The organism is Streptococcus sp. 27098_8_51, from assembly GCF_041432205.1.
In the GTDB taxonomy this organism is placed as follows: domain Bacteria; phylum Bacillota; class Bacilli; order Lactobacillales; family Streptococcaceae; genus Streptococcus.
In genome coordinates, this window is the sequence record NZ_JAPVZE010000002.1 from 190,262 (window position 1) to 216,641 (window position 26,380).

A 26,380-nucleotide genomic window follows, 5' to 3' on the forward strand; every position below is an offset into this window, starting at 1 on the left:
TATAAAAGAAAGGAATTGAACCCGACCTAGATTGAGGTTTCGTTCCGCAATATTAACAGAAAGGAATAAGGGTGTTCGTAATTGAACTCGAGCGGAAAGCTTGGAAATTAGATAAACCTCCTAAGAAATCAGGATTTCTTGTCGGTTTCCTAAATTTCAGTCGCTTTCTGTTCGCTCTTAGTATCTTGTATGAACAATACTGAATTTTATGATCGTCTAGGGGTGTCAAAAAACGCTTCGGCAGACGAGATCAAAAAGGCTTATCGTAAGCTTTCCAAAAAATATCACCCAGATATCAACAAGGAGCCTGGCGCTGAGGAAAAATACAAGGAAGTTCAAGAAGCCTATGAGACTTTGAGTGACGACCAAAAACGTGCGGCCTACGACCAATATGGTGCTGCAGATGCCAACGGTGGATTTGGTGGTGCCGGTGGTTTTGGCGGTTTTGACGGAGCAGGTGGCTTCGGTGGTTTTGAAGATATCTTCTCAAGTTTTTTCGGCGGAGGCGGAGCTTCACGCAATCCAAACGCTCCTCGTCAAGGGGATGACCTCCAGTACCGTGTGAACTTGACCTTTGAAGAAGCTATTTTTGGAACAGAAAAAGAGGTTAAATACAATCGTGAAGCCAGCTGTCGTACCTGTAACGGATCTGGTGCTAAGCCAGGGACAAGTCCAGTCACTTGTGGACGCTGTCATGGTGCTGGTGTCATTAATGTCGATACGCAGACTCCTCTTGGTATGATGCGCCGTCAAGTAACCTGTGATGTCTGTCATGGTCGCGGAAAAGAAATTAAAGATCCATGTATAACTTGTCATGGAACAGGTCATGAAAAACAAGCTCATAGCGTACATGTAAAAATCCCTGCTGGTGTGGAAACAGGCCAACAAATCCGCCTCGCTGGTCAAGGTGAAGCAGGCTTTAACGGTGGGCCTTACGGAGACTTGTATGTAGTGGTTTCAGTAGAAGCTAGCGACAAGTTTGAACGTGAAGGAACAACTATTTTCTACAAGTTAAATCTTAATATTGTCCAAGCTACTCTTGGAGATACTGTAGAAATTCCAACTGTTCATGGAGATGTTGAATTGGTTATCCCAGAAGGAACTCAGACTGGCAAGAAATTCCGTCTACGTGGCAAGGGAGCACCGAGCCTTCGTGGCGGTGCTGTTGGTGACCAATACGTTACTGTCAATGTCGTGACTCCGACAGGTTTGAACGACCGCCAAAAAGCAGCGCTTAAAGAATTCGCAGCTGCAGGCGACTTGAAAGTCAATCCAAAGAAAAAAGGCTTCTTTGACCATATTAAAGATGCCTTTGAAGGAGAATAAAGTAAAAAGAGCCGATTGGCTCTTTTTTTGTATAATCTTGGGAAATTTAGCATCGAGCAATCATTCTCCAATTAGTCTACTATTTATACTTTTGAGTGAGCAAGCCAGCAGTATCCATCTCCTGAATGAGTTGCTTGAATTCCTCTTCCTTTCCAGGCTTAACGGTGACGGTGTCAATACGCTTAATCGCCGAATTATCCTGAATATCCACTAAGGTCAAAGCTTTTTCATAGAATGCGATTCCCTTTTTGAGACTTTCTTGATCATTCCAAAAGAGAAGTGAGTAATTAGGGTTAAATTTCTTTCCTTTTTCTTGGAAATACTTCTCGCCCTCCTTCTCTAAAAACTGAAATAAACCATGATTGAACAAGTTATCCCCTACTTTATAGTAGGAAATCTCTCCTGTCTGGAGGACATAGACTTCGAGTCGGTTTTTGGTGAGTTTTGGACTTTCTTTTAGAACGGGGTGGCTATTGATAGCCTCATCTGAGAAAGTAACATAAAAATTTAAGCCACCACCTTCAAATTGATACCTTCCATTTGATTCTACTTTCTCAGGAGGCATGTCAAGGGAGGTAAAGATTTGTTTTAAGTCGTCATTCCCTTTTCGGATGTCACTTGGTGACGCTTTGAAAAGATTGATTAGTAGTAGAAATGCTAGAGCTGCAAGCAGGCAGAGGCAGCCGCAAGGGATCGCGATGACCTTCGCTAGAACTTTTACAAACTGTTTCATTTTCATTCCCTCCCTTTTCTGTTCAAATCTAGTAATCCAAAATGGATTTAAGGAAAGTTGGAGGCTTTCTTATTCTTGTTTTTCTTCTTGGAGGACCGCCATTCTAGTCTGGAAATCTTTTTCCAAGACTTTGAACTTGTAGGTCAAGTCTTTTTGGTATTCCTTGATAAGGGTTTTTTGTTGGTCGATGATTTGTAGGCTGTTTTGGATGATATCCAAATCATCCTTGATAGCTTGGACGCGGTCAGTTGTATCTAGCACTTCATCCTGAATGGCTTGGCGATTTTTTACGACAAAATAACTTCCAGCTGCAGCTCCTGCAAATAGCAGTAGATTTGATAGTTTCATGGCATCTCCTTAAGCGTTTTTAATGGTTTCAGCGACTTGGGCAAGTTTGTCAAAGTCAGGTTCGTGGGCGATAAAGTCAATCTTGAGGTCATCTTCTGCACCGTAGCGAGGTACGAGATGCACGTGAGTATGAAAGACTGTTTGACCAGCAACTTCCTCACAGTTGGCGATGATGTTCATACCAGCAGCATTGGTAGCCTTCATGACTTTTTGAGCCACTGTTGGCACTTGGGCAAAGAGTTGGCTGGCACTTGCAGCATCCATCTCCAAAAGATTGCGATAGTGCTCTTTTGGTACAATGAGGGTGTGTCCAGGCGTTACTTGAGAGATATCAAGAAAGGCAAGAACATGCTCATCTTCGTATACTTTTGAAGCAGGAATCTCCCCTGCGATGATCTTACAAAAAATGCAATCTGACATAAAATCCACCTCTACTGTATTGAATTTTGATATAATATAGCTACATTATACCAGATTCGGAGAAAATATGTTAGAAATTAAAAACCTGACAGGAGGCTATGTTCACGTTCCTGTCTTGAAAGATGTGTCCTTTACAGTTGAAAGTGGGCAGTTGGTCGGTTTGATTGGTCTCAACGGTGCTGGGAAATCAACGACAATTAATGAGATCATTGGTCTGTTGACACCTTACAGTGGGGAAATCAAGATTAACGATCTCACCCTGCGAGAAGATGCGACCAGCTATCGCAAGCAGATTGGCTATATCCCAGAAACGCCTAGTCTGTATGAGGAATTGACCCTCAGGGAGCATATCGAGACGGTTGCCATGGCCTATGGTATTGAGCAAAAAGTGGCTTTTGATCGTGTGGAATCTTTGTTAAAAATGTTCCGCCTGGACCAAAAATTAGACTGGTTCCCAGTGCATTTCTCCAAAGGGATGAAGCAGAAGGTCATGATTATCTGTGCTTTTGTCGTAGATCCGAGCCTTTTCATCGTTGATGAGCCTTTCCTTGGGCTCGATCCGCTGGCCATTTCTGACTTGATCCAGCTACTAGAAGTGGAAAAGCAAAAAGGCAAGTCTATCCTCATGAGTACCCACGTGCTAGACTCAGCGGAAAAGATGTGTGATGCCTTTGTCATTCTCCACAAGGGGGAGGTGCGGGCTCAGGGGAACCTCCAGCAACTGCGGGATGCTTTTGCCATGCCTGAAGCGAGTTTGAATGATATTTACTTGGCTCTGACCAAAGAGGAGGAGCTATGAAAGACTTGTTTTTAAAGAGAAAGCAGGCTTTTCGTAAGGAGTGTCTTGGTTATCTGCGTTATGTTCTAAATGACCATTTTGTCTTGTTCCTGCTAGTTCTCATCGGTTTTCTAGCTTACCAGTACAGTCAACTCCTGCAAGATTTTCCTGAAAATCATTGGCCTATCCTCTTGTTTTTGGGGATTGTCTCTGCCTTGCTTTTAGCTTGGGGAGGAATCGCGACCTACATGGAAGGACCGGATAAACTCTTTCTCTTAGTCAGTGAAGAGGAGGTCAAGTTGTACCTCAAAGGGCAGACGTCGCGTTCATTGGTTTTCTGGACAATTGTTCAAACCCTCTTTTTACTCTTGTTTGCACCCTTGTTTTTAGCCATGGGCTATGGCTTGCCAGTCTTTCTTGTCTATGTGCTTTTATTAGGAGCTGGGAAATACCTCCTCTTTCGGCACAAAGCTAGTAAATTTTTCACTGAAACTGGACTGGACTGGGACTATGTCATTGCCCAAGAAAGCAAGCGCAAGCAAGTCTTGCTTCGTTTCTTTGCTCTCTTTACTCAGGTCAAGGGCGTTTCAAACAGTGTCAAGCGTCGCGCTTATCTGGATTTCATCCTAAAGACTGTTCAAAAGGTGCCAGGGAAGATCTGGCAAAACCTCTATCTTCGCTCTTATCTGCGAAATGGAGACCTCTTTGCCCTCAGTCTCCGCCTCTTACTCCTATCCTTGTTAGCTGTGATTTTTATCGAACAGTCTTGGATTGCGACAGCAGTAGTTGTCCTGTTTAATTACCTTATGCTCTTCCAGTTGTTGGCTCTCTATCGTGCTTTTGACTACCAGTACTTGACCCAGCTTTTTCCTTTAGAAAAGGGTGAAAAAGAGAAAGGACTACAGGAAGTTATCCGAGGATTGACATGTTTTGTTTTATTAGTTCAACTGATAGTTGGTTTGATTACCCTCCAAGAAAAACTAGCCCTTCTAGCCCTGCTTGGAGCTGGACTGGTTTTACAAGTCTTGTATTTGCCTTATCAGGTAAAACGTCAGATGCAGGATTAATCTTACTTATAGGACACTAAAAAAGAAGTTGAGTTCTGTCTCAGCTTCTTTTATTTTCTACAAGATAATAGTTGGTCCGTAGAGACTTAGTTTGGTTTTGACTTGGTCAAAGTGGAAACGGTCATAGGCCCGCCAAGCGGCGCGAGTGGGAGCATCTGGATTGAGAGCGCTGAGACCCAGGAGAAGACTGGAAGTCTGGTAAAATTTTTCCAGCTCAATCAAGAATCGATTATCCACTGTTTCAGCCTTCGCTAGAAAGTCAAGGATATTGTTCAGCTGCTCCTGAAAGCGGACATCGTCAGCTGTTGCCTGTTTGCAGACTTGGTAGGCTTTGTTTAAGTCAGTAATCAAAGTATGAGCTCTTTTAATAGGGTCTGTATCTGTCATGAGAATGCCTCCTTTGTGATGGTTCTAAAGCTGTTTCAAGTGATTGTCTTTCTATAATCATAGCTTATCACTTTTAATTCTTTTTTTATCTTCAAATCTTTAATTGTCATTGAAATTTCCTGAATGGTTATTGCAGGATTTTATGATAAAATAATTGTAAGATTATCATAGCCATTTTGCGAATGATTCGACACTTTAGGAATTTTTGAGAACCGTTTAGGATTTGGTGAAAAATAGTTTCTAGATTTATGCTATCCTCTTTTTAGGAGGTTTTATCCATGAACTACATTATCATCCAAAAAGAGAAAGAAATTTTCAAATTAAACATAGAGGATATCTACTATATCCAAACGCATCCAAGCAAAGCCCATACCGTGCAGATTGTTACAGAAAACGCTAGCTTTGATCTATTTCAAAATTTAAGCAATCTTGAGAAACAATATGGAGAAACCTTGACGAGATGTCATCGAAATTGTCTGGTTAACCTTGAACGGCTAAAATCCATGGATATCCAATCAAAGACTCTTTTTCTTGGAGAAGAAGGTCGATATGCTGTTCAGTATGCCAGACGTCGCTATAGAGATATTCGCCAAAGATGGTTGAAACAAGGAGAGTAAGAAGATGAGAATATTTGTTTTAGAAGATGATTTCTCCCAACAAGCTAGGATTGAAACGACGATTGAGAAACTCTTGAAAGAACATCATATCATTCCCAGCTCTTTTGAAGTCTTTGGCAAGCCAGACCAACTTCTGGCAGAGATGCATGAGAAGGGAGCACATCAGCTATTCTTTTTGGACATTGAGATTCGAAATGAGGAGATGAAAGGCCTAGAAGTGGCAAGAAAGATTCGGGATCGAGATCCTTATGCCCTGATCGTCTTTGTGACGACTCACTCGGAGTTTATGCCCCTGTCCTTTCGCTACCAAGTGTCTGCTTTGGACTACATTGATAAGTCCTTGTCGGCAGAGGAGTTTGAGTCTCGTATCGAGACAGCTCTTCTCTATGCCGATAGTCAAGACAGCAAAAGCCTGGCGGAAGATTGCTTTTACTTTAAATCAAAATTTGCTCAATTCCAGTATCCTTTTAAAGAGGTTTACTATCTCGAAACGTCTCCTAGAGCCCATCGTGTTATTCTCTATACCAAGACGGATAGGCTGGAATTTACGGCGAGTCTAGAGGAGGTTCTCAAGCAGGAGCCTCGTCTCTTGCAGTGTCATCGTTCTTTTCTCATCAATCCTGCAAATGTGGTGCATTTGGATAAGAAAGAAAAACTGCTTTTCTTTCCCAATGGTGGAAGTTGTCTAATCGCGCGTTATAAGGTTAGGGAAGTTTCTGAGGCTATCAATAATTTGCATTGAGCTAGGAGAATTTATGAATATTGCTTGGATATTATTGTATACACTTATTACTAATGGGCTAGAAATTGTCATTTTCTTTAAGGTAGATGGAATTGATCTTACTTTCGAGAGGATTTTTAAGGCCTTTCTTCTGAAATTTCTCCTAGGGGCCATTTTTGCGACTTTTCAATTTTTAGCTGTGAGTGAATATTTGTCATATTTTATAGAACCTTTGTTTGGCATAGGGTTATCTTTCTTATTGTTAAGAGGGCTTCCTAAAAAACTCCTTTTCTTTTATGGTCTCTTTCCAATGATATTGGTGAATCTCTTTTATAGAGGTGTTTCTTATTTTGTTCTTCCATTTTTGGGACAAGGGCAAGTATATGACAGTTATTCATTTATTTGGTTATGTATAATGATTTTCAATTTCTTCATTTCTCTAGTCTTTTTGAAATGGTTGGACTATGATTTTACTAGTTTGAGAAGGGAGATTCTAGATAAAGGTTTTCAAAAGTCCTTGACTAAAATTAACTGGATAATGGGAACCTACTATCTAGTTATGGAAACTCTGTCTTTCTTTGAATATGAACAAAGCATTCAATCAAAGACTGTTCGCCATCTGATCCTAGTGTTTTACATGCTCTTTTTTATGGGGGTTATCAAGAAGCTGGATACCTATTTGAAGGAAAAACTTCAGGAGAAACTGAACCAAGAACAGGCCCTGCGCTATAGAGATATGGAACGGTATAGTCGGCATATAGAGGAGCTTTATAAGGAAGTTCGGAGCTTTCGTCATGATTATGCCAACCTCTTGACCAGCTTAAGCCTAGGCATTGAAGAGGAGGATATGGAGCAGATAAAAGAGATCTACGACTCCGTCTTGAAGGATTCTAGTGAAAAATTGCAGGACAACAAATATGACCTTGGTAGATTGGTGAATATTCGGGATCGTGCCCTCAAAAGTCTCCTCGCAGGAAAATTTATAAAAGCCAGAGAAAAGGATATTGTCTTTAATGTCGAAGTTCCTGAGGAGATTCAAGTTGAGGGGATGAGTCTACTTGATTTTCTAACCATTGTGTCTATCCTTTGTGACAATGCTATTGAAGCTAGTGCAGAGGCTAGTCAACCTTATGTCTCAATCGCCCTTTTTAAAAATGGGGCACAGGAGACCTTTATCATTGAAAACTCCATCAAAGAAGAGGACATAGATGTTTCTGAAATCTTCTCTTTTGGAGTTAGTTCTAAAGGGGAGGAGAGAGGAGTTGGTCTTTATACCGTTGTGAAGATAGTGGAAAGTTATCCCAATGCTAGTCTCAATACTATCTGTCAAGATCAAGTCTTTCGTCAGATACTTACTATGATGTATACAGAATGATGAAAATAAGACCGAGAGTTCTTGTATCTCGATCTTATTTTTTTATAGTTGTATTGGCTGATGAAGTCCTTGTGTGATGTTATGAGAATATCTATTAACGCTATATAAGAAATTTTCCCACCATCCTCCACCTGTAATCTGGTTGAGTTCAGTAGTTGTTAGTTCTTGAAATGAAGTTAGGTTTTGATTCTTATCCATGTTATGATTCTCCTTTTTGATAAGATAATAAATAGTTCTAGAGTGTTATCTGAAAATTAATCAGAATGTGTTAAAATTTTATCTTTGAAATAATCAAAATATGTTTTCTTTGCAGTTACACTAGTGACTCGACCTTGTAGGCCATATTGGATGAGTTTACTGTTCTCACCAGATAGTTTTACAAGAGCGGTTAATTTAAAGAGATTTCCTTGCTCTGTTCTGGTAGGGGTTTGATCAATGCTCTGAAGTTGGCCGATGATGGTAATGCCGTGTTTTCCAATCTTCTCAAGCTTTAATCTTACAGTTTGTCCTTTATCTAGTAAGGGGAGATAGTCAGATGATACGTAGTAAGTGATTAGTACTTCTCTTGTATCTGTGATGAGAGGAAATATTTGAGCAATTTCTGTACCAGTTGGAATTCTATTTTTACCTTCAAATTCGCTGTTCAGATGAACGATACCTTTACTTGGAGCGGTTAAGGTATTGTTTTCCAAGCGCTGTGTCGCTTGATCTAGTTGTACTTTTAATTCTGTTAATTGATTCTCCACGGTTAGTTGTTGCTGAGAAGCTGTCTGTAAAAACTGAGTGCGAAGTACTTCAATTTTGGTTGCTAAACTATTATCATAAGTTGCTACACTTCCGATACCAGCTTGCTGAATTTTGAGACTTGCGATAGATGATTCAAGATTTGCAATACTTTGATTGATTTGAGATAAAAATGGCTCATCTGCAGTTTCTTGTGTTTGTTCTTGAGAGGCTACAAGATAACGATTCAAAATTGACTGGTGTGGATTGCCAGTCGGTAAGCGTGCTCTTTTGTTTATGATAGCATCTCTCAGCTCCTGGTATTCTCCAATTTGTTGTTGAACTCTTGTGATTTCTTGTTCAATAGCTGATGAACTGCTATTGGCAAGGTTGGCTTGATTTGCAACCTCAGTGTTAGTCTTTGAGATACCTAGTTCAATATCATGAGCTTGTTTAGTAAAATTCATAAAGGTATTATAGTAGCCAAATTCATCCTCACCAGAAAAAAGATCGGTATTTTTTTCTAAGCTTTGTTTCAAAATTCCAAGTCCTTCTTTTTGCTTCTCAAGTCTTTGTAACTGAGTTTCTAAGGCAGTTTTCTGACTTTCTTCCATTGTTTCAGAGTATTTGATGAGTAAGTCACCTTTTTCAACTACTTGATTTGCCACTAAATGATTAGCTAAGATAGTATTATCACTGGTTGACTGAATGGATGCAATGACACTTGTAGGAGTGACTTCTCCTTGCGATGTAACAGTAATCTCTTTTGTAGCAACAAGGGAGAAAATCACGATGAAAGTAAACAGTAATGAAAGTGGTATGATCAATACTGTCGCATAATTATGGTAACGTCTCTGATAAAACTCGACGCTTCTAAAAAGATTAGGATTCATAACATTCTCCTTATTTGTTGAATAGATGATGGTAGAAGCCTTGCGCCTGTATTAACTCTTGATGACTACCAACTTCAATGATTTTCCCTTGGTCAAGAACAATGACACGGTTAGTCCGTTCGGCTATACTTAGACGATGGGCTACAAAGAGAATGGTTTTATCAGTTAGGGACATAAGATTATCTATAACCTTTTTCTCAGTCAAAACATCGAGAGCACTAGTAGCTTCATCTAGTATTAAAACAGGAGATTTAGTTAAAAGAGCACGAGCGAGGGCGATTCGTTGCTTCTGTCCTCCTGACAGACCTGCTCCATCAGAAAGTTGAGTTTGATAGCCCATAGGCATTCTTTCAATATCTTGACGGATTTCAGCTAATTCGCAAGCTTTTAGAATATCTTCTTGGCTAATCATATTATTACCACCCAAGGTTAAGTTTTCCAAGATAGAGCCATTAAAGATATAGGCTTGTTGGGGCAGGTAATTAATATGACGGCGCAAGACTTTTTTATCAATATTTTTAATATCCTGATGATTGATGGAAATATGTCCTTTGTAAGGTTCAAAGAAATTGACAATCATTTTGGCTAAAGTTGTTTTACCAGAACCACTAACTCCAACCAGGCTGACCTTATCTCCTTGTTTAATCGTTAGATTAATATCCGTTAAGGTATCTCGCCCAAAACCATACTTATAAGAAAGGTCATCAAATTCAATATCGCCCATCAAAAAATGTGAATGAACAGAGTTTTCTTGAACTTGAAATTCAGATTCGACTAAATAGACCTCGTTCAAGCGGTTATTAGCAACCTTCGCAGATTGGAGTTTGGTTTGGAGGTTGATAATATTTTCCATAGGAGTTGTAAAGTAAGAAAGAAGTGTATTAAAGGTAATCAGCTGACCGATAGAAATTTTACTCGACATGACTAATTGAGCACCAAACCATAGGATAAAGATATTAAGAACTAACTTTGTTCCTTGCTTTAAATTAGTTTGTAAAATAGAATATTTAGTAAGTTTAAAGGATTTTTCCAAATAATCTACAAATTCGCTGTCTATATTTTGATAGCGATTTTCTTCACTCGTGAGCGACTTTATAGTTTCAATCCCGTTGATATCTTCGATAATAGCAGAGCTAACCATAGAATTACTTTGCATGACATCATGGTTCATTTTTTCGAAAGGCTTCATAAAAGAAAAGATGATGAACATGTATATAGGAATGGAAATAAGAGAAAGAAGGAAGAGATTAGGGTTTTGTGCCAGTAAGACGCCCCCTACAAGAATCAGAATAGAAACATCCAGAAAAAGAGAAAGAATGGTAGAAGCCAAGGCATCTATAATAGAGTTAGCATCTGTGAACCGTGAAATGATTTCTCCTGTACGACGTGTCGCAAAGAAAGACATAGGAAGTTCAAAAATATGGCGAATATAGGATAAAATCACATCAATACTTAATCTCTGACTCAGAACAGTTAGGAGATAATCTCTGGAGAAGCTCATGGCTTGTTGGAGGATATAGGTGATAATTAGACCAATTGAGATAATTCCTAAAGTTGATTTCATCTGATTTGGGATGTATTCATCTAAGATTCCTTGGAGATAATAAGAACCACCGATATTGATAATAGTGACTAATAAGCTTGAGAGAACAATGTAAGCAATGAGAGATTTTTGTTTGAAAATCAGAGGGAGGAAGCTCAGTAGACCATTCTTTTTATCTTTATGGGGTTGATAGCTGGGTTTGGGAGCTAGAAAAATAGCTACTCCAGTCCATTCAGAGAAAAAGCGTTCTTTTGACATTTTTGTGATTTTTACAGAAGGGTCAGGATCACCAATAATCAGATAGTCTTTCTTTGTTTGATAGACAACATAGTAATGTTGGAGTTTCCCTTCTTTGTTAACGTGAACGATAAATGGATAGGGGACATCACTCATGTCAAAGAGCGTTTTATCTGCTTGAACAGGCCTTGTTTCAAATCCCATTTCATTTGCGGCTTTTACAATGCCAAGAGCAGTCGTCCCTTCTTTGTTGGTCTTTGCAAGTTCTCTCAAGTGAGCTAGAGAAAAATCTGAACCATAGAATTTAGCAATCGAGGCTAAGGCAGCGACACCACAGTCTCTAGCATCTATTTGAGGAACAAATGTATGTTTATAAGAAGTCATTGGCAAATCCTTTCATATAAAATATGAATTTATTATACCATGATACTAAGTTCATATTTTATAAAATCTTGAATTGTCATTGAAACTTCCTGAATGGTAAAAAAGTGATTAGAAACTATCTTTCTTTAAAAATCTATAGGTGTATTTTGAAATAAAAAGCTAATTCAAGACGTTTCGATGACAATTCAAGATTTGGATGAAAAACTTTAACAAACAATGATATACTAAACTTGTCAAAGTTGTAACAGGACAAAAAATTAAAAATAAAAAAAGGAGTATTTGTCATGAATACAAAAATGATGGAACAATTTGAGATTATGGATACTGATATGCTTGCGAAAGTTGAAGGAGGTTTCGGAGGTTGGGGAGATATGCTTTCTGGTTTATTGGGTGGACTAGCACCGTCTCCAACTTTGGATCAATTAAATGGTAAGTGGCCTATTAGACATCCTTCGAAACCATGTAGTCCTTATGGTATAGGGGGAACTCCAAACTCATGTAATGGTATTTAAAAAGGATTGAAGCTATGAAGGCAAAATATGGGAATCAAATTGTTGATGTTTGGGAAATTGGTCAAGCAACTCCTAAACCAAGTTGGGTAGAGGAAGCTTTTCAAAAAAATTATATGGTTTGGTTGGATAATCATGTGCGCATTCTTATGGCGGCTCTTAATACTTCTCTCACAACTAATATCAAGTTTGGTCTGGTTGGAACAGTTGGAGGAGGATTCGCTGGTTATGGTATATATGTTCTTGGTTACCCAGGTGATTATCTAGATATCACCAATCATAGAGTTGTTTCTGCTAAAACATTTCACAAAAGTTATCAAATTTTAGAAAATGATTAGATATCATTTAATTGTAATGGAGTTTAGGTATGGAAAAAATATTTGCTAAAAAACGCAACGTATTTCTAACGAGATTGTTTCTAGGTCAGTTGCCTTTGCTAATCTCTACTTATCTATTTCTCTCTCGTCAATTTTTAAATTTTTCCTTAGTCTACCAATTTATTTTAGTGGTTATCAACTTGACTTCTATTTTGGCTGTTGTTTATCTCACTAGGTAAATGAGAGTGAAAAAATTTGAAGATGATGGTTTGATAAGTCCTAGAGCCAATCAACTAATGTTCGTAGGATTGACATGTTTTATGACTATTATCTGTTTGTATAGAGGTATCACAGCAGTAGAATCCTATCAACAACTAATCGCCTATATTGGAGCTATTCTATGCTTTATTATCACGCTTCTGCTCGTTTGGGGGTTGAAGTATTATAAAAAGTAGAGCTTAATGAAGTATAAAGGGGTCAGTTTTTTTGAAATACTTACCCCTTTTATAATGAAGTTTTTGCAATTCAAGATGTTTCGATGACCATTCATGATTTGAGTAATCCAAGGTCAAAATGAGTGCTATACTAGCAGTGTAAAGGTTCTTGCTCAACTAAGATAAATCACACATTTAGGAGGAAATCTTATGAAGAAAAAAATACTTATCATTTTCATCTTGTATCTAATCATGTCCCTCTTTCTTTATCCGCTTAGGGAAAGTATTTGGTATCAGCTATTTTATACCATAGCTTATGTGATTGCAGTTATGATCTATTTTGCTTTAACTAAAAAGAAAGGAGCAAAGAAATGAAAACTTTTCTTGCTAAAAAACGGAACATCTTCCTTTCGTTTGGGGGTTGAAGTATTATAAAAAGTAGAGGTTAATGAAGTATAAAAGGGTAAGTGTTTTCGAAATGCTTACCTTTTTAATGAAGTTTTTGCAATTCAAGATGTTTTGATGACCATTTAAGATTTATATGAATTTGTAATCTTAAATAAGGTAAGATAAAGACAACAAATGTAAAGGAGTATTCTTATGAAGAAACAAAAGATAAAATCGCTATTACTTGTGCCACTTGTATTTGCATCTATTACTACAGGTGCTGTATATGCAGAAGAACAGACTACTTCATCTATCCAGGCGAATGATAGTTCTCTTGTGGCACCAGATTTGCCATCGACTAAGGAAAAGGTGGAGAATAAACCTTCTATTGTAACCCCAGAAGAGTATGAGCAGAATGTTGCGGAATTTAAAAAGATAGATATTGAAGCCGTTCGTCAATCTTTTACCGGGGACCAATTGGAACATACTATATATTTTGGTAGAAAAACATGCTCTCATTGTCGTCAATTTTCTCCTGAATTGAAAGAATTTAATAACCTGATTGAAAAGAAGTTAGAGTATTATGATTTGGATGGTAAAGATTTTGACGGGGAAGCGAGAGAGTTTCTATTTAAAAAAGTCGGTATTCCAGGAACACCAACAATTTTGTATTTAAGAAATGGACATCCGATATCTGGATGGGTTGGTGGCGGAGCGACTGCACAACAGGTTTATGATTATATGTACTCGAGAAACTCACCTAAGCAAACGGAAACAATAGCATCGTCCGAGGAAACAGTAACTGAAAATGTGCATGATGAGAAAACCAGAAATGACAGCATGAGTACTAGTGATAAAGTTGTAAGTGAAAGCAAAGGTATGAGTGATGAAAAAAGAACCGAAATGAAAATATCCAATGATAATCCCAATTCTAATAGTGAAAATAGCGGGAAAGTGGAGAGTATAAACTCAACTTCCAAAGCTAAAACTACTCAATCTGGCGATTTAGCAATGTTAGACAATAAGAATCAATTGGAAACTCTCAAACCTATTTTTGATGCTGCTCAAGAAAATAAAACTCCTTTAACCGATGTTAAGGGAAGCCAATCTATTACTTCGAATGAAAAATTATTACCGAAAACAGGAGAGGAAGAAAGTTACCAACTGATTCGGCTAGCTGTCGCGTTTCTTATGACTTCTATAATGATTAAAGTGAAACAAAAAATTCATAAATAAAAATAGATGGTAAACAGGTGCAATGATATTATTTGTTTGTAATAACATATGGCTAGAATTTGCCTATAGACAAGAGTGAAAGGGCAAGCATGTTTTTAATGCTTGCTTTTTAAATTTTTTAACAATTCAAGACGTTTCGATGGCAATTCAAGATTTGGATGAAAAAATATAATATACAGTGATATACTAAACTTGTCAAAGTTGCAACAAGACAAAAATTAAAATTAAGATTAAAATGGAGGTATTCGTTATGGATACAAAAATGATAGGACAATTTCATGAAATGGATATAACTATGTTATCCAGTATTGAAGGAGGCAAGAATAATTGGCAAACTAATGTCTTAGAAGGTGGTGGTGCAGCTTTTGGTGGCTGGGGCTTAGGAACAGCCATTTGTGCTGCGAGTGGTGTTGGAGCGCCATTTATGGGAGCATGTGGATACATAGGAGCTAAATTTGGTGTGGCTCTTTGGGCAGGAGTAACAGGTGCAACGGGTGGATTTTGATAAAAGGAGATTTGTATGAATACTTATTATAATGTAGATGAAACAATGTTAAGTGAGATTTATGGAGGTAATTCCGGAGGAGCGGCTGTAGTTGCTGCTTTAGGTTGTGCAGCGGGTGGAGTGAAATATGGGAAGTTTCTAGGACCATGGGGCGCTGCAATAGGAGGAATTGGAGGAGCATTGATTTGTGGATATTTAGCCTATAGTGCTACATCATAAAAATGGAAGATATATTTTATGAAGGCTGTATTCTATATAATTCTCTTCGCTTTCCAAACATATCTTATTTATCTATCTATAAGTACCTCTGATAAAAAACAAAAGACTATTGAATTAACATCATTGAATTGTTTTGTCATATTATTTCTAATCTATGATAAATTATTTTTTCTCTTCATTGCCTATGTTTTTTTGATAATTTTTATATTAAACTTGTTCCGTAACTGAAAAGTTATATACGATATGAATACAAAAATGATGGAACAATTTAAGATTGTGGATACTGAAATGCTGGCTAGCATTGAGGGAGGAACTGATTGAGGAACAGTAGGAAAAGGAACTGTCTATGGAGCAGGTATCGGAGTTGCTATGTGTACGGTAGGAGGGCTCCTTACTAGTGGTTCCGCATGGGCTATGACTGCTGGCTGTGCTTGGGCTGGAGCTAAACTTGGTGGTACTTTTACTGCAATTGCTGATAATATTTGGCCATAGAAGGGAATAGAAATTATGTTTAATTACAAAATAGTAGATAATCAAGAATTAAGTAATATTTCTGGAGGTAGATTGGGAGGAGATGTAGTTGTAGGAGCCTTGTCGGGTGCATTTCAGGCAGGACAATCTTGTATTGCTGGAGACCCTCGAGCTTACTTGATTTGCGCAACAGGGGGCGCTACAGTAGGTGGCATTTTAGCTTATGGATTGAGACCACCAAAATAGTTTTAAAAAGGAATGGGTGTTGATATGTTAAATGAAACTATGATTCAGCTTATACTCATTGCAATTTGTTGTGTGTACATTATTTTTAACACCAAGGCTGATAAAAACCCAAAGAGAGGATATCGTACAGCTTTGTATCTTTTCGTTATGGCTGGTATTATATCCTATATTATGAATTATCTGAACTGGTTAGATTTTTTCTTACTGATAACTCCGATAATGTGTCTATTTAAATTTGAAGATAAATGGAGTTAGCAACATTTGACACTTCAATAGGTTATTAACTATCCTTTGGCTCATTGTCAACTGTAGTGAGTTGAAGAAAAGCTAAGATCGAGAAAAGACGAATTTCGTCCTTTCTTTTTTGAGTACGATGGGCATGTCGTGTATTTGATGTGTAAGTCCTCCGTGTGCACCCGCTACCGGTGAATTCAATAGCGATTCTCAAGCCTGACTATCGTGAGGTAGCGGGGAGAAGAAGGCATAGCGAAATCGTGGCTTAAAGAACAGGAATGTTATAGTAAGACACGTTTAGAGGATAAAGTGGCTTCACACTCTAAAGCACAAATAGGTATACTGATGGAAGAGTTAATCTATAGAGGATTACTTCAACACGCCTTTTTTAAACATTCGCGATTTGGCCTTGATTTGCTCCTTCCTTCCATTTTATTTGCACTTCCTCATTTTTCAAGCCTACCTAGTTTGTTAGATATTTCCGTCTTTGCAACATTTGGAATCATCCTTGCCGGTTTGACCCGCTATACCAAGAGCATTTATCCATCTTATGCGGTGCATGTTATCAATAATATTGTCGCGACATCACCATTTTTGCTGACTTTTTTACACAGGATATTTAGCTAAAAATAGTGGAGTAAAAATAATTATCGATTCTAAGAAGAGACTGGGACAAAAGTCTAATCTTAAATATAAAAAGCGAACAAAATCAGTTATCTAACACTCAGAATTCTGTCTTGTTCGCTTTTTTGTCTAATCTATCGATTTTAAAAATTTATAATATAGAATTCCTAAAATCAAAATCTTTTTGTCCCAGTCTCTTCTTATTAGTTGATTGGGAAGATTGTGCTCTTTGAGTAATTCAAGATGTTTCGATGACAATTCAAGATTTGGATGAAAAAAATTAATAAACGATGATATACTAAACTTGTCAAAGTTGTAACAAGACAAAAATTAAAAATAAAAAAGGAGTATTTGTCATGGATACAAAAGTGTTGTCACAATTTGAAATTATGGATACTGAGATGCTTGATCATATAGAGGGTGGGGATGTATCTGGTATTTATAGAGGGTATGCTTATCAGGACAGTCCATTTGGTTCTTACCCTTCTATATTAAAAAATTCAGGTCCTTTCCCAGTAAGTGGGTACTGCCCGCGTGGTTATCGTGACCTTGGTTATATAGGAGCAGGTTTTCATTTATGTGGAATATAGGCTGAAATATAAGAAATGAGGAAGAATTTCTATGAAAAAGTATCAGCTTCTATTCAAAACAAGTGCAATTTTATCCTACCTATTTTTCGTATTTGGTCTTTCTCAGCTGACGCTTATCGTCCAAAACTATTGGCAATTTTCTTCTCAGATAGGCAATTTATTCTGGATTCAAAATATCTTGAGTTTACTTTTTATTGGAGTCATGATTGTGGTTCTTGTTAAGACAGGCCATGGTTATCTCTTTCGCATTCCAAGAAAAAAATGGTTTTGGTATTCGATTTTGACAGTATTAGTGGTAGTGTTCCAGATCTCTTTTAACGTTCAGACAGCTAAACATGTTCAGTCAACTGCGGAAGGTTGGGCTGTATTGATTGGTTATAGTGGGACTAACTTTGCAGAGCTAGGTATTTATATAGCCCTGTTCTTTCTGGTTCCACTGATGGAAGAGTTAATCTATAGAGGATTACTGCAACACGCTTTCTTTAAGCATTCGCGATTTGGTCTTGATTTGCTTCTTCCTTCTATTTTATTTGCTCTCCCTCATTTTTCAAGCCTACCTAGTCTGTTAGATATCTTCGTCTTTGCAACAGTTGGAATCATCTTTGCTGGTTTGACCCGCTATACCAAGAGCATTTATCCATCCTATGCGGTGCATGTTATCAATAATATCGTAGCGACATTACCATTTTTGCTCACTTTTCTACATAGGGTCTTGGGGTGAAAAAACCAAAAGGTTTACTTTTCAGCCATAGAGGAGTTCATCATGTATAAACACTTATTTTTTCTAGATTCAAAAACTTTAGACTGGTTGACACCTTATATTCTAGTCTTGGCTTCTGATACCATTGCCTTTAATGTTTTTGTGTTAACCTTTGTATCTGCGGCGGTCTTTTCTTCCCTGAATCCCATGTTAGCTTTTATGGCTATATTCTTAGGAGCTGGTTATGTTATCGGATTTTGGTTACTAAAATGGTTTGTTTTGGAAAGACTAGAGCTAAAGGATGACTTGTAGGAAAGTTTGTTTGTTGAGGAGGATAGCTTTATGGCCATTTTCAATAAGTGTCATGCCTTGTTTTTTGGATTTTTAGTATTTGCAATCGTTGGTGCAGCGGGTTATTCCATTAATCAAGGGGATTATTTTCAACACCAGTACACATTCATTATTATAAAGAGTCTCTTGCTTTTCCTTAGTTTTGGCTATGCGAGATGGTTTGATATGATTTCTTTTGGGATTTTAAGTAAGAAACAACTCTTGCTGTTCATTGGAATCTTTCTTCTCACGGTGCTGGTAAATATAGGCTATTATGCTTTTTTCTCAGTTGCATCTGGTGCCTCGGCTCAACACCTTGAGGAAACGAGTAAAGGGCTTCCGCTTTCCTTTATTGTAAGTGTTATAGTTTTGGGACCAATCCAGGAGGAACTCATGTTCAGAGGACTTCTTCAGGGGGCTATATTTGAAAATTCTTGGTTAGGGCTTGTACTGACTTCCTCTCTCTTTTCTTTCATGCATGAACCTTATGATGTGCCTTCGTTTTTCTATTATCTACTTGGGAGCTTGTTGCTGGGCTTTGCTTACAAAAAGAGCCAAAATTTGTGGGTTTCTACTCTAGTCCACATGTCTTACAACAGTTTGCCACTTTTAACTTATTTCTAAAAATCATGAAAAGGTAAGCAGAAAGACGGTGCTTGCCTTCTTTAAGCTATAATGATAGCCTGAATCAATTGAGATGCTTTTCTTTGGGAATCGGGTGTGAAGCGGTTGACGAATAGACCAAAAACTAGTAGAATAGTAAGGAAACTTTATACGGAGGAAAGAAATGGACTTGGGTGATAATGAGCTAACGCTGACCCCTATACCTGGGAAGAGCGGCAAGGCTTATATGGGAAGCTACCCTGATGGGAAGCGCGTCTTTGTAAAAATGAACACCTCTCCAATCCTACCTGGCCTAGCCAGAGAACAAATCGCTCCTCAATTACTATGGACTCGTCGTTTGCCAGATGGCAGTGATATGTGTGCTCAGGAATGGTTGATGGGCAAAATATTGACCCCTTACGACATGAATCGCAAGCAGATTATCAATATCTTGAACCGCCTTCACCGCTCGCGTCCCTTGATGAAGCAGTTGAGCCGTTTGGGCTATACTATGGAAACACCAGTTGATTTGCTACGTTCTTGGCAGCAAGGAGTTCCAGAAATCTTGAAGCAGAACCACTATTTGAACAGTGTGATTGCTGAGCTAGGTAAGACGGTTCCAGGTTTTAGGGAAGACCATGCAACGATTGTGCATGGGGATCTTCGTCATAGTAATTGGATTGAGACAGAGAGTGGACTCGTTTATCTAGTGGATTGGGATTCGGTTCGTCTGACGGATCGTATGTTTGATGTAGCGCATTTGCTATGCCACTACATTCCAGATCATCAGTGGCATCAATGGTTGAGAGACTACGGCTATAAGTACAATCAGACAGTGTTAGATAAATTGTATTGGTATGGTCAGTATTCTTACTTGAACCAGATTGCCAAATACTGTGAAAATCAAGATTTAGACAATGTAAACCGGGAGATTTACGCCTTGCGCGTCTTCCGTGACAAGTATGGAAAGAAGAGATGAGAGTTAGAAATCGTAAAGGGGCGACAGAATTACTAGAGGCCAATCCTCAGTATGTGGTCCTCAATCCCTTGGAAGCTAAAGGGAAATGGCGAGACTTGTTTGGAAATGATCATCCTATTCATGTAGAGGTTGGAAGTGGGAAAGGGGCCTTCGTATCAGGAATGGCCAAGCAAAATCCTGACATCAACTACATCGGGATTGATATCCAAAAGTCGGTATTGAGTTATGCCTTGGATAAGGTATTAGAAGTTGGAGTGCCAAATATCAAATTGCTGTGGGTAGATGGTTCAGATTTGACTGACTACTTTGAAGACGGTGAGATTGATCGTCTCTACCTAAACTTTTCTGATCCCTGGCCTAAAAAACGCCATGAAAAACGTCGTTTGACTTACAAGAGTTTCTTGGATACCTTCAAGCGCATCTTGCCTGAGAATGGGGAAATCCATTTCAAGACAGACAATCGTGGCTTATTTGAGTATAGTCTAGTGAGCTTTTCTCAGTATGGGATGAAACTCAATGGTGTTTGGCTAGACTTGCATGCCAGTGATTTTGAAGGCAATGTCATGACAGAATATGAGCAAAAATTCTCCAGCAAAGGTCAAGTGATCTACCGAGTTGAGGCAGAATTTTAAGAAATAGCTTGAAAACCAGCTGTTTGAGTGCTAATACTTTACATAAATTGACAAACGTGCTATACTGATAGTAAGAATATGAGAAAGAGAGGCGGGGAAATATCTTCGCCTCTTGCTTATGAGGAGGTGGACGCAATCGCAACAATCGTAGAATTAGTCAGAGAAGTTGTAGAACCTGTCATCCAAGCGCCTTTCGAGCTCGTGGATATCGAGTATGGAAAGATTGGCAGTGACATGATTCTCAGTATTTTTGTAGATAAACCTGAAGGAATTACCTTGAACGACACGGCAGACCTGACAGAAATCATCAGTCCTGTCCTAGACACCATCAAGCCTGATCCCTTCCCAGAACAATATTTCCTAGAAATCACCAGTCCAGGCTTGGAACGTCCTTTGAAAACCAAGGATGCTGTCGCTGGAGCAGTTGGGAAATACATCCATGTCGGGCTCTACCAAGCCATTGATAAGCAAAAAGTCTTTGAAGGAACCTTGGTATCCTTTGAAGGGGATGAGTTGACTATGGAGTATATGGACAAGACACGTAAGAAAACTGTCCAAATTCCATACAGTTTAGTATCAAAAGCACGTTTAGCAGTAAAACTATAGAAAAGAAAGGATAGCTTTTGAGGATTCAAAAGCAAAGAAAACATGAGTAAAGAAATGCTAGAGGCCTTCCGCATTTTGGAAGAAGACAAGGGAATCAAAAAAGAAGACATTATCGAGGCAGTAGTAGAGTCGCTTCGTTCCGCTTATCGCAGACGCTATGGTCAATCTGACAGCGTAGCCATCGACTTCAATGAAAAAACAGGAGACTTTACTGTCTATACTGTCCGTGAAGTTGTTGATGAAGTATTTGATAGCCGTTTGGAAATCAGCTTGAAAGATGCTCTTGCCATTAATTCAGCCTATGAGCTTGGTGACAAAATCAAGTTTGAAGAAGCACCTGCTGAGTTTGGTCGTGTAGCTGCCCAATCTGCCAAACAAACCATCATGGAAAAAATGCGCAAGCAAACACGTGCCATCACTTACAATACTTATAAAGAACATGAACAAGAAATCATGTCTGGTACGGTAGAACGATTTGACAACCGCTTTATTTACGTCAACCTTGGCAGCATCGAAGCCCAATTATCAAAACAAGATCAAATCCCTGGAGAGGTGTTTGCTTCCCATGACCGTATCGAAGTCTACGTTTACAAGGTTGAAGACAACCCTCGTGGTGTCAACGTCTTTGTCAGTCGTAGCCATCCAGAAATGATCAAACGCTTGATGGAGCAAGAAATTCCAGAAGTTTACGATGGAACTGTCGAAATCATGAGCGTAGCCCGCGAAGCTGGTGACCGTACTAAGGTTGCTGTTCGTAGCCACAATCCAAATGTGGACGCTATCGGGACAATCGTTGGGCGTGGTGGTGCCAATATCAAGAAAATCACCAGCAAATTCCACCCAGCTCGTTATGATGCTAAGAGCGACCGTATGATTCCTGTTGAAGAAAACATTGACGTTATCGAGTGGGTAGCAGATCCAGCTGAGTTTATCTACAATGCCATCGCACCTGCAGAGGTTGACCAAGTTATCTTTGATGAAAATGACAGCAAGCGTGCCTTGGTCGTTGTACCTGATAACAAGCTTTCTCTTGCTATCGGTCGTCGTGGACAAAACGTTCGCTTGGCAGCTCACTTGACAGGTTACCGTATCGATATCAAGTCTGCCAGTGAGTTTGAAGCTATGGAAGAAGCAGGTCAAATTGATTACGCAACTGCGGACGAATTGATCGAAGAATAAAAGCTGCTAGAGGAGGGAAAGATGAAAACAAGAAAAATCCCTTTGCGCAAGTCTGTTGTATCCAACGAAGTGATTGATAAACGTGATTTACTCCGCATTGTCAAGAACAAAGAAGGACAGGTCTTTATCGATCCGACAGGCAAGGCCAATGGCCGTGGCGCTTATATCAAGCTAGACAATGCAGAAGCCCTAGAGGCAAAAAAGAAGAAAGTCTTTAACCGCAGCTTTAACATGGAAGTGGAAGAAAGCTTTTATGACGAGTTGATCGCTTATGTGGATCACAAAGTGAAAAGAAGAGAGTTAGGACTTGAATAAGCAAAAGATAAGCAATCTCTTGGGACTTGCTCAACGAGCAGGCCGGATCATATCAGGTGAGGAATTGGTGGTCAAGTCCATCCAAGACCAGAAAGCCAAGCTAGTCTTTCTAGCCCACGATGCTGGTCCCAATCTGACCAAGAAGATTCAAGATAAAAGTGACTATTATCAAGTAGAAGTTATAACCGTGTTTTCAACACTGGAATTAAGCATAGCAGTCGGAAAATCGAGAAAGGTTTTGGCTGTGACAGATGCTGGATTTACAAAGAAAATGAGGTCTCTTATGGAATAGAAGAGGAGGACATAATTTGTCTAAGAAAAGATTGTACGAAATCGCAAAAGAACTTGGAAAAGAAAGTAAAGAAGTTGTAGCGCGTGCAAAAGAGTTGGGCTTGGATGTGAAAAGCCACTCATCGAGCGTGGAAGCTGCTGCTGCTGAACAAATCGCAGCTAGCTTTAAACCTGCACCTGCTCCTAAGGCAGAAGCAAAACCTGCAGCACCAAAAGCAAGTGTAGAAAAGAAAGCAGAAAAGCCTGTATCAGCTAAACCAGTAGTCGCTAAGGAAGAAAGTAAATCAGCTACACCTGCAGCTCCTAAAGAAGAAAAAGTAGTGGCCGCAAGACCACAAAGTCGAAACTTCAAGGCGGAGCGTGAGGCGCGTGCCAAAGAGCAGGCAGAGCGACGCAAACAAAACAAGGGCAACAACCGTGACCAACAACAAAACGGCAACCGTCAGAAAAACGACGGCCGTAATGGTGGCAAACCTGGTCAAGGGAACCGCGACAATCGCCGATTTAACGACCAAGGGAAAAAACCACAAGGTCAAGGGAATCGTGGCAATGATCGCCGTCAGCAACAAGACTTCCAGCCAAAACAAGCTGGCCCACGTGTTGACTTTAAAGCCCGTGCAGCAGCCCTAAAAGCAGAGCAAAATGCAGAGTACGCACGCTCAAGCGAGGAGCGCTTCAAACAATCGCAAGCAGCCAAAGAAGCCTTGGCTCAAGCTAACAAACGCAAGGAGCCAGAGGAAATCTTTGAAGAAGCTGCTAAGTTAGCTGAACAAACGCAGCCAGCTATAACAGTAGCTCCTGTAGCGAAAGAAGCGCCAGTGGATACACGTCGTAAAAAACAAGCTCGACCAGACAAAGAACGTGACGATTATGATCACGAAGAAGATGGTCCTAGAAAACAACAAAAGAATCGAAGTAGTCAGAATCAAGTGAGAAATCAAAGAAATAGTAACTGGAATAACAACAAGAAAAATAAAAAAGGGAACAAGCAAAACAACCGTAACCAGACTCCAAAACCTGTTACAGAGCGTAAGTTCCACGAATTGCCAACAGAATTTGAGTATACAGATGGTATGACTGTTGCGGAAATCGCAAAACGTATTAAACGTGAACCAGCTGAAATCGTTAAGAAACTCTTTATGATGGGTGTGATGGCCACACAAAATCAATCCTTGGATGGAGAAACCATCGAACTCCTCATGGTGGATTATGGTATCGAAGCCAAACAAAAGGTTGAAGTGGATAATGCCGACATCGAACGTTTCTTTGTCGAAGATGGCTACCTTAACGAAGATGAATTGGTTGAGCGTCCACCAGTTGTAACCATCATGGGACACGTTGACCATGGTAAAACAACCCTCTTGGATACCCTTCGTAACTCTCGTGTTGCGACAGGTGAAGCAGGTGGTATCACTCAGCATATCGGTGCCTACCAAATCGTGGAAAATGGCAAGAAGATCACCTTCCTTGATACACCAGGACACGCGGCCTTTACTTCTATGCGTGCGCGTGGTGCATCTGTTACCGATATTACCATCTTGGTCGTAGCGGCCGACGACGGGGTTATGCCTCAGACAATCGAAGCCATCAACCACTCAAAAGCGGCAAACGTTCCAATTATCGTGGCTATCAACAAGATTGATAAACCAGGTGCCAATCCAGAACGTGTTATCGGTGAATTGGCAGAGCATGGGGTTATGTCAACAGCTTGGGGTGGAGATTCTGAATTTGTTGAAATCTCAGCTAAATTCAACCAAAATATCGAAGAATTGTTGGAAACAGTCCTTCTTGTAGCTGAAATCCAAGAACTCAAGGCAGACCCAACAGTGCGTGCTATCGGTACGGTTATTGAAGCGCGCTTGGATAAAGGGAAAGGTGCGGTCGCAACCCTTCTTGTTCAACAAGGTACCTTGAATGTCCAAGACCCAATCGTTGTCGGAAATACCTTCGGTCGTGTCCGTGCTATGACCAATGACCTTGGTCGTCGTGTCAAGGTGGCTGGACCATCAACACCAGTTTCTATCACAGGTCTGAACGAAGCGCCAATGGCAGGTGACCACTTTGCCGTTTACGAAGATGAAAAATCTGCGCGTGCAGCCGGTGAAGAGCGTGCGAAACGTGCCCTCATGAAACAACGTCAAGCTACCCAACGTGTCAGCCTTGAAAACCTCTTTGATACACTTAAAGCTGGTGAACTCAAGTCAGTCAACGTTATCATAAAGGCCGACGTACAAGGTTCAGTTGAAGCCCTTTCTGCCTCACTTCAAAAAATTGATGTGGAAGGTGTGAAAGTTACTATCGTTCACTCGGCAGTCGGTGCCATCAACGAATCTGACGTGACCCTTGCGGAAGCTTCAAATGCCTTTATCGTTGGTTTCAACGTCCGCCCTACACCACAAGCACGTCAACAAGCCGAGGCTGACGATGTTGAAATCCGTCTCCACAGCATTATCTACAAGGTTATCGAAGAGATGGAAGAAGCCATGAAAGGGATGCTTGACCCAGAATTTGAAGAAAAAGTTATCGGTGAAGCGATTATCCGTGAAACCTTCAAAGTGTCTAAAGTGGGAACCATCGGTGGATTTATGGTTACTAGCGGTAAGGTTACTCGTGACTCTAAAGTTCGTGTTATCCGTGACGGTGTCGTTATCTATGACGGCGAACTCGCAAGCTTGAAACACTACAAAGACGACGTCAAAGAAGTTACAAACGGTCGTGAAGGTGGATTGATGATTGATGGCTACAATGATATCAAGACTGATGATGTGATTGAGGCCTATGTCATGGAAGAAATCAAACGATAATAGAGAAACGATAGCCGATTTGACTCGTCGTCAACAGCGCCTTGATGAACCCTTAGTTCTATCTAAGGCTTGTTTCCTAGATTCAAATGGCTCTAGTTCCTCTATCTAATAAAAATAGCTAGGTCTGCTGGCCTAGCTTTTGGTTCAAAGTAGAGAAAGGAATATCATGGCAAATCATTTCCGTACGGATCGTGTGGGCATGGAAATCAAGCGTGAAGTCAATGAGATTTTGCAAAAGAAAGTCCGTGATCCGCGTGTCCAAGGTGTGACCATCACCGATGTTCAGATGCTAGGTGACTTGTCTGTAGCCAAGGTTTACTACACCATTTTGAGTAACCTTGCTTCGGATAACCAAAAAGCTCAAATTGGGCTTGAAAAAGCAACTGGTACCATCAAACGTGAACTTGGTCGCAATTTGAAATTGTACAAAATCCCAGATTTGATCTTCGTCAAAGACGAGTCCATCGAATATGGAAACAAGATTGACGCAATGCTACGCAATCTGGATAAGAACTAATACTCTTCGAAAATCAAATTCAAACCATGTCAGCGTCGCCTTTCCGTACTCAAGTACAGCCTGCGGCTAGCTTCCTAGTTTGCTCTTTGATTTTCATTGA

33 protein-coding genes and 2 pseudogenes are annotated in these 26,380 nt (G+C 39.6%); 28 read left to right on the top strand and 7 right to left on the bottom strand.

What is annotated here, in order from left to right:
• Nucleotides 1–189 precede the first annotated feature (189 nt).
• Entirely contained in the window at nt 190–1,326 is a 1,137-nt protein-coding gene (dnaJ, locus tag O3622_RS02945; protein WP_316717939.1) for a molecular chaperone DnaJ, read from the top strand.
• 79 nt (nt 1,327–1,405) lie between these two features.
• On the opposite strand, the gene O3622_RS02950 is transcribed toward dnaJ, so the two are convergent.
• From O3622_RS02950 to O3622_RS02960, 3 genes are all read right to left on the bottom strand, one after another.
• Nucleotides 1,406–2,059 carry a hypothetical protein gene (locus O3622_RS02950; RefSeq protein WP_235227744.1) on the bottom strand — a complete coding sequence of 218 codons (654 nt, stop codon included), beginning with the start codon at nt 2,057–2,059 and terminating at the stop codon, nt 1,406–1,408.
• A 69-nt stretch (nt 2,060–2,128) separates the two neighbouring features.
• A complete protein-coding gene (locus O3622_RS02955; protein WP_000777746.1) occupies nt 2,129–2,407 on the bottom strand; it encodes a hypothetical protein in 279 nt (92 codons plus the stop codon).
• Between the two features lie 9 nt (nt 2,408–2,416).
• The gene (locus tag O3622_RS02960; RefSeq protein ID WP_070800384.1) at nt 2,417–2,827 is read right to left on the bottom strand and encodes an HIT family protein; all 411 of its coding nucleotides are present in this window, start codon (nt 2,825–2,827) and stop codon (nt 2,417–2,419) included.
• A gap of 67 nt (nt 2,828–2,894) precedes the next feature.
• Between O3622_RS02960 and O3622_RS02965 the strand changes: the two genes are divergently transcribed.
• Nucleotides 2,895–3,626 carry an ABC transporter ATP-binding protein gene (locus tag O3622_RS02965; protein ID WP_366975990.1) on the top strand — a complete coding sequence of 244 codons (732 nt, stop codon included), beginning with the start codon at nt 2,895–2,897 and terminating at the stop codon, nt 3,624–3,626.
• Nucleotides 3,623–4,672, top strand: a complete 1,050-nt coding sequence (locus O3622_RS02970; RefSeq protein WP_101800369.1) for an ABC transporter permease — start codon at nt 3,623–3,625, stop codon at nt 4,670–4,672. The genes O3622_RS02965 and O3622_RS02970 overlap by 4 nt, the downstream gene beginning before the upstream one ends.
• Before the next feature lie 57 nt (nt 4,673–4,729).
• Here O3622_RS02970 and O3622_RS02975 read toward each other — a convergent pair whose 3' ends face one another.
• Nucleotides 4,730–5,059, bottom strand: a complete 330-nt coding sequence (locus tag O3622_RS02975; protein ID WP_070800387.1) for a helicase BlpT — start codon at nt 5,057–5,059, stop codon at nt 4,730–4,732.
• 278 nt (nt 5,060–5,337) lie between these two features.
• On the opposite strand from O3622_RS02975, the gene O3622_RS02980 reads away from it, so the two are divergent.
• The 3 genes from O3622_RS02980 to O3622_RS02990 are packed head-to-tail and all read left to right on the top strand — an operon-like array spanning nt 5,338 to nt 7,772.
• A complete protein-coding gene (locus O3622_RS02980; RefSeq protein ID WP_247924444.1) occupies nt 5,338–5,676 on the top strand; it encodes a LytTR family DNA-binding domain-containing protein in 339 nt (112 codons plus the stop codon).
• Between the two features lie 4 nt (nt 5,677–5,680).
• Nucleotides 5,681–6,418, top strand: a complete 738-nt coding sequence (locus O3622_RS02985; RefSeq protein WP_070800389.1) for a LytTR family DNA-binding domain-containing protein — start codon at nt 5,681–5,683, stop codon at nt 6,416–6,418.
• 13 nt (nt 6,419–6,431) lie between these two features.
• Nucleotides 6,432–7,772, top strand: coding sequence for a sensor histidine kinase (locus tag O3622_RS02990; protein WP_371607000.1), 1,341 nt, complete (start codon nt 6,432–6,434; stop codon nt 7,770–7,772).
• Between the two features lie 42 nt (nt 7,773–7,814).
• On the opposite strand, the gene blpC is transcribed toward O3622_RS02990, so the two are convergent.
• The 3 genes from blpC to blpA are packed head-to-tail and all read right to left on the bottom strand — an operon-like array spanning nt 7,815 to nt 11,552.
• Complete coding sequence (gene blpC, locus O3622_RS02995) at nt 7,815–7,970, bottom strand: quorum-sensing system pheromone BlpC (RefSeq protein ID WP_000360258.1); 156 nt, start codon at nt 7,968–7,970, stop codon at nt 7,815–7,817.
• A 56-nt stretch (nt 7,971–8,026) separates the two neighbouring features.
• On the bottom strand, nt 8,027–9,388 hold the full coding sequence (locus O3622_RS03000; RefSeq protein ID WP_070800391.1) for a bacteriocin secretion accessory protein: 1,362 nt from the start codon (nt 9,386–9,388) through the stop codon (nt 8,027–8,029).
• A 10-nt stretch (nt 9,389–9,398) separates the two neighbouring features.
• On the bottom strand, nt 9,399–11,552 hold the full coding sequence (gene blpA / locus O3622_RS03005) for a peptide cleavage/export ABC transporter BlpA (RefSeq protein WP_095726455.1): 2,154 nt from the start codon (nt 11,550–11,552) through the stop codon (nt 9,399–9,401).
• A gap of 284 nt (nt 11,553–11,836) precedes the next feature.
• Here blpA and O3622_RS03010 point away from each other — a divergent pair, with 284 nt between their 5' ends.
• The 22 genes and pseudogenes from O3622_RS03010 (at nt 11,837) to rbfA (ending at nt 26,280) form a co-directional block, all read left to right on the top strand.
• Nucleotides 11,837–12,064: a bacteriocin class II family protein gene (locus O3622_RS03010; RefSeq protein ID WP_070800393.1), complete on the top strand. Its 228-nt coding sequence runs from the start codon at nt 11,837–11,839 to the stop codon at nt 12,062–12,064.
• 14 nt (nt 12,065–12,078) lie between these two features.
• Nucleotides 12,079–12,399, top strand: a complete 321-nt coding sequence (locus O3622_RS03015) for a role in replication (protein WP_095726456.1) — start codon at nt 12,079–12,081, stop codon at nt 12,397–12,399.
• 29 nt (nt 12,400–12,428) lie between these two features.
• Nucleotides 12,429–12,833: pseudogene (locus O3622_RS03020) on the top strand (immunity protein).
• Nucleotides 12,834–13,412: 579 nt separating this feature from the next.
• Nucleotides 13,413–14,435, top strand: coding sequence for a thioredoxin domain-containing protein (locus tag O3622_RS03025; RefSeq protein ID WP_095726459.1), 1,023 nt, complete (start codon nt 13,413–13,415; stop codon nt 14,433–14,435).
• A 250-nt stretch (nt 14,436–14,685) separates the two neighbouring features.
• Nucleotides 14,686–14,940 (top strand): two-peptide bacteriocin subunit BlpM, encoded by a 255-nt coding sequence (gene blpM, locus O3622_RS03030; protein ID WP_000379951.1) that lies wholly within the window; start codon nt 14,686–14,688, stop codon nt 14,938–14,940.
• A gap of 15 nt (nt 14,941–14,955) precedes the next feature.
• On the top strand, nt 14,956–15,159 hold the full coding sequence (locus O3622_RS03035) for a Blp family class II bacteriocin (protein WP_001099737.1): 204 nt from the start codon (nt 14,956–14,958) through the stop codon (nt 15,157–15,159).
• A 258-nt stretch (nt 15,160–15,417) separates the two neighbouring features.
• On the top strand, nt 15,418–15,480 hold the full coding sequence (locus O3622_RS03040) for a bacteriocin class II family protein (protein ID WP_282184882.1): 63 nt from the start codon (nt 15,418–15,420) through the stop codon (nt 15,478–15,480).
• Nucleotides 15,481–15,528: 48 nt separating this feature from the next.
• A complete protein-coding gene (locus tag O3622_RS03045) occupies nt 15,529–15,651 on the top strand; it encodes a hypothetical protein (RefSeq protein WP_282184881.1) in 123 nt (40 codons plus the stop codon).
• A gap of 15 nt (nt 15,652–15,666) precedes the next feature.
• Complete coding sequence (locus O3622_RS03050; protein WP_247931529.1) at nt 15,667–15,876, top strand: bacteriocin; 210 nt, start codon at nt 15,667–15,669, stop codon at nt 15,874–15,876.
• Nucleotides 15,877–16,452: 576 nt separating this feature from the next.
• Nucleotides 16,453–16,737: pseudogene (locus O3622_RS03055) on the top strand (lysostaphin resistance A-like protein); the annotation flags it as partial.
• A 353-nt stretch (nt 16,738–17,090) separates the two neighbouring features.
• Nucleotides 17,091–17,324 (top strand): ComC/BlpC family leader-containing pheromone/bacteriocin, encoded by a 234-nt coding sequence (locus O3622_RS03060; protein WP_282184880.1) that lies wholly within the window; start codon nt 17,091–17,093, stop codon nt 17,322–17,324.
• A 31-nt stretch (nt 17,325–17,355) separates the two neighbouring features.
• On the top strand, nt 17,356–18,045 hold the full coding sequence (locus O3622_RS03065; RefSeq protein ID WP_070800398.1) for a CPBP family intramembrane glutamic endopeptidase: 690 nt from the start codon (nt 17,356–17,358) through the stop codon (nt 18,043–18,045).
• Between the two features lie 42 nt (nt 18,046–18,087).
• Nucleotides 18,088–18,336, top strand: a complete 249-nt coding sequence (gene blpZ, locus O3622_RS03070; protein WP_061454541.1) for an immunity protein BlpZ — start codon at nt 18,088–18,090, stop codon at nt 18,334–18,336.
• A gap of 30 nt (nt 18,337–18,366) precedes the next feature.
• Complete coding sequence (locus O3622_RS03075; RefSeq protein ID WP_070800399.1) at nt 18,367–18,978, top strand: CPBP family intramembrane glutamic endopeptidase; 612 nt, start codon at nt 18,367–18,369, stop codon at nt 18,976–18,978.
• 163 nt (nt 18,979–19,141) lie between these two features.
• Complete coding sequence (gene ccrZ / locus O3622_RS03080) at nt 19,142–19,936, top strand: cell cycle regulator CcrZ (protein WP_247929975.1); 795 nt, start codon at nt 19,142–19,144, stop codon at nt 19,934–19,936.
• A complete protein-coding gene (trmB, locus tag O3622_RS03085) occupies nt 19,933–20,568 on the top strand; it encodes a tRNA (guanosine(46)-N7)-methyltransferase TrmB (RefSeq protein ID WP_001266088.1) in 636 nt (211 codons plus the stop codon). The genes ccrZ and trmB overlap by 4 nt, the downstream gene beginning before the upstream one ends.
• Before the next feature lie 126 nt (nt 20,569–20,694).
• The gene (gene rimP, locus O3622_RS03090) at nt 20,695–21,174 is read left to right on the top strand and encodes a ribosome maturation factor RimP (protein WP_000338696.1); all 480 of its coding nucleotides are present in this window, start codon (nt 20,695–20,697) and stop codon (nt 21,172–21,174) included.
• A gap of 42 nt (nt 21,175–21,216) precedes the next feature.
• The gene (gene nusA, locus O3622_RS03095; protein WP_371607001.1) at nt 21,217–22,353 is read left to right on the top strand and encodes a transcription termination factor NusA; all 1,137 of its coding nucleotides are present in this window, start codon (nt 21,217–21,219) and stop codon (nt 22,351–22,353) included.
• 21 nt (nt 22,354–22,374) lie between these two features.
• On the top strand, nt 22,375–22,668 hold the full coding sequence (gene rnpM, locus O3622_RS03100; RefSeq protein WP_000857560.1) for an RNase P modulator RnpM: 294 nt from the start codon (nt 22,375–22,377) through the stop codon (nt 22,666–22,668).
• Complete coding sequence (locus O3622_RS03105) at nt 22,661–22,960, top strand: YlxQ-related RNA-binding protein (RefSeq protein ID WP_001041403.1); 300 nt, start codon at nt 22,661–22,663, stop codon at nt 22,958–22,960. The genes rnpM and O3622_RS03105 overlap by 8 nt, the downstream gene beginning before the upstream one ends.
• A gap of 16 nt (nt 22,961–22,976) precedes the next feature.
• A complete protein-coding gene (infB, locus tag O3622_RS03110; protein WP_371607002.1) occupies nt 22,977–25,763 on the top strand; it encodes a translation initiation factor IF-2 in 2,787 nt (928 codons plus the stop codon).
• A 166-nt stretch (nt 25,764–25,929) separates the two neighbouring features.
• Nucleotides 25,930–26,280: a 30S ribosome-binding factor RbfA gene (gene rbfA / locus O3622_RS03115; protein ID WP_247924436.1), complete on the top strand. Its 351-nt coding sequence runs from the start codon at nt 25,930–25,932 to the stop codon at nt 26,278–26,280.
• Nucleotides 26,281–26,380: the final 100 nt, after the last annotated feature.

Bases quoted from the DNA above. Each gene is read 5' to 3' on its own strand.
- blpA (WP_095726455.1), bottom strand. From the start codon at position 11,552: ATGACTTCTTATAAACATACATTTGTTCCTCAAATAGATGCTAGAGAC.
- O3622_RS02980 (WP_247924444.1), top strand. From the start codon at position 5,338: ATGAACTACATTATCATCCAAAAAGAGAAAGAAATTTTCAAATTAAAC.
- O3622_RS03035 (WP_001099737.1), top strand. From the start codon at position 14,956: ATGAATACTTATTATAATGTAGATGAAACAATGTTAAGTGAGATTTAT.
- O3622_RS03025 (WP_095726459.1), top strand. From the start codon at position 13,413: ATGAAGAAACAAAAGATAAAATCGCTATTACTTGTGCCACTTGTATTT.
- O3622_RS02970 (WP_101800369.1), top strand. From the start codon at position 3,623: ATGAAAGACTTGTTTTTAAAGAGAAAGCAGGCTTTTCGTAAGGAGTGT.
- ccrZ (WP_247929975.1), top strand. From the start codon at position 19,142: ATGGACTTGGGTGATAATGAGCTAACGCTGACCCCTATACCTGGGAAG.
- O3622_RS03015 (WP_095726456.1), top strand. From the start codon at position 12,079: ATGAAGGCAAAATATGGGAATCAAATTGTTGATGTTTGGGAAATTGGT.
- O3622_RS03045 (WP_282184881.1), top strand. From the start codon at position 15,529: ATGTGTACGGTAGGAGGGCTCCTTACTAGTGGTTCCGCATGGGCTATG.
- O3622_RS03010 (WP_070800393.1), top strand. From the start codon at position 11,837: ATGAATACAAAAATGATGGAACAATTTGAGATTATGGATACTGATATG.
- O3622_RS02965 (WP_366975990.1), top strand. From the start codon at position 2,895: ATGTTAGAAATTAAAAACCTGACAGGAGGCTATGTTCACGTTCCTGTC.
- blpM (WP_000379951.1), top strand. From the start codon at position 14,686: ATGGATACAAAAATGATAGGACAATTTCATGAAATGGATATAACTATG.
- O3622_RS02990 (WP_371607000.1), top strand. From the start codon at position 6,432: ATGAATATTGCTTGGATATTATTGTATACACTTATTACTAATGGGCTA.
- blpZ (WP_061454541.1), top strand. From the start codon at position 18,088: ATGTATAAACACTTATTTTTTCTAGATTCAAAAACTTTAGACTGGTTG.
- O3622_RS02960 (WP_070800384.1), bottom strand. From the start codon at position 2,827: ATGTCAGATTGCATTTTTTGTAAGATCATCGCAGGGGAGATTCCTGCT.
- nusA (WP_371607001.1), top strand. From the start codon at position 21,217: ATGAGTAAAGAAATGCTAGAGGCCTTCCGCATTTTGGAAGAAGACAAG.
- O3622_RS03060 (WP_282184880.1), top strand. From the start codon at position 17,091: ATGGATACAAAAGTGTTGTCACAATTTGAAATTATGGATACTGAGATG.
- trmB (WP_001266088.1), top strand. From the start codon at position 19,933: ATGAGAGTTAGAAATCGTAAAGGGGCGACAGAATTACTAGAGGCCAAT.
- O3622_RS03000 (WP_070800391.1), bottom strand. From the start codon at position 9,388: ATGAATCCTAATCTTTTTAGAAGCGTCGAGTTTTATCAGAGACGTTAC.
- rnpM (WP_000857560.1), top strand. From the start codon at position 22,375: ATGAAAACAAGAAAAATCCCTTTGCGCAAGTCTGTTGTATCCAACGAA.
- blpC (WP_000360258.1), bottom strand. From the start codon at position 7,970: ATGGATAAGAATCAAAACCTAACTTCATTTCAAGAACTAACAACTACT.
- dnaJ (WP_316717939.1), top strand. From the start codon at position 190: ATGAACAATACTGAATTTTATGATCGTCTAGGGGTGTCAAAAAACGCT.
- O3622_RS03065 (WP_070800398.1), top strand. From the start codon at position 17,356: ATGAAAAAGTATCAGCTTCTATTCAAAACAAGTGCAATTTTATCCTAC.
- O3622_RS02985 (WP_070800389.1), top strand. From the start codon at position 5,681: ATGAGAATATTTGTTTTAGAAGATGATTTCTCCCAACAAGCTAGGATT.
- rbfA (WP_247924436.1), top strand. From the start codon at position 25,930: ATGGCAAATCATTTCCGTACGGATCGTGTGGGCATGGAAATCAAGCGT.
- O3622_RS02975 (WP_070800387.1), bottom strand. From the start codon at position 5,059: ATGACAGATACAGACCCTATTAAAAGAGCTCATACTTTGATTACTGAC.
- O3622_RS03050 (WP_247931529.1), top strand. From the start codon at position 15,667: ATGTTTAATTACAAAATAGTAGATAATCAAGAATTAAGTAATATTTCT.
- O3622_RS02950 (WP_235227744.1), bottom strand. From the start codon at position 2,059: ATGAAACAGTTTGTAAAAGTTCTAGCGAAGGTCATCGCGATCCCTTGC.
- O3622_RS02955 (WP_000777746.1), bottom strand. From the start codon at position 2,407: ATGAAACTATCAAATCTACTGCTATTTGCAGGAGCTGCAGCTGGAAGT.
- O3622_RS03075 (WP_070800399.1), top strand. From the start codon at position 18,367: ATGGCCATTTTCAATAAGTGTCATGCCTTGTTTTTTGGATTTTTAGTA.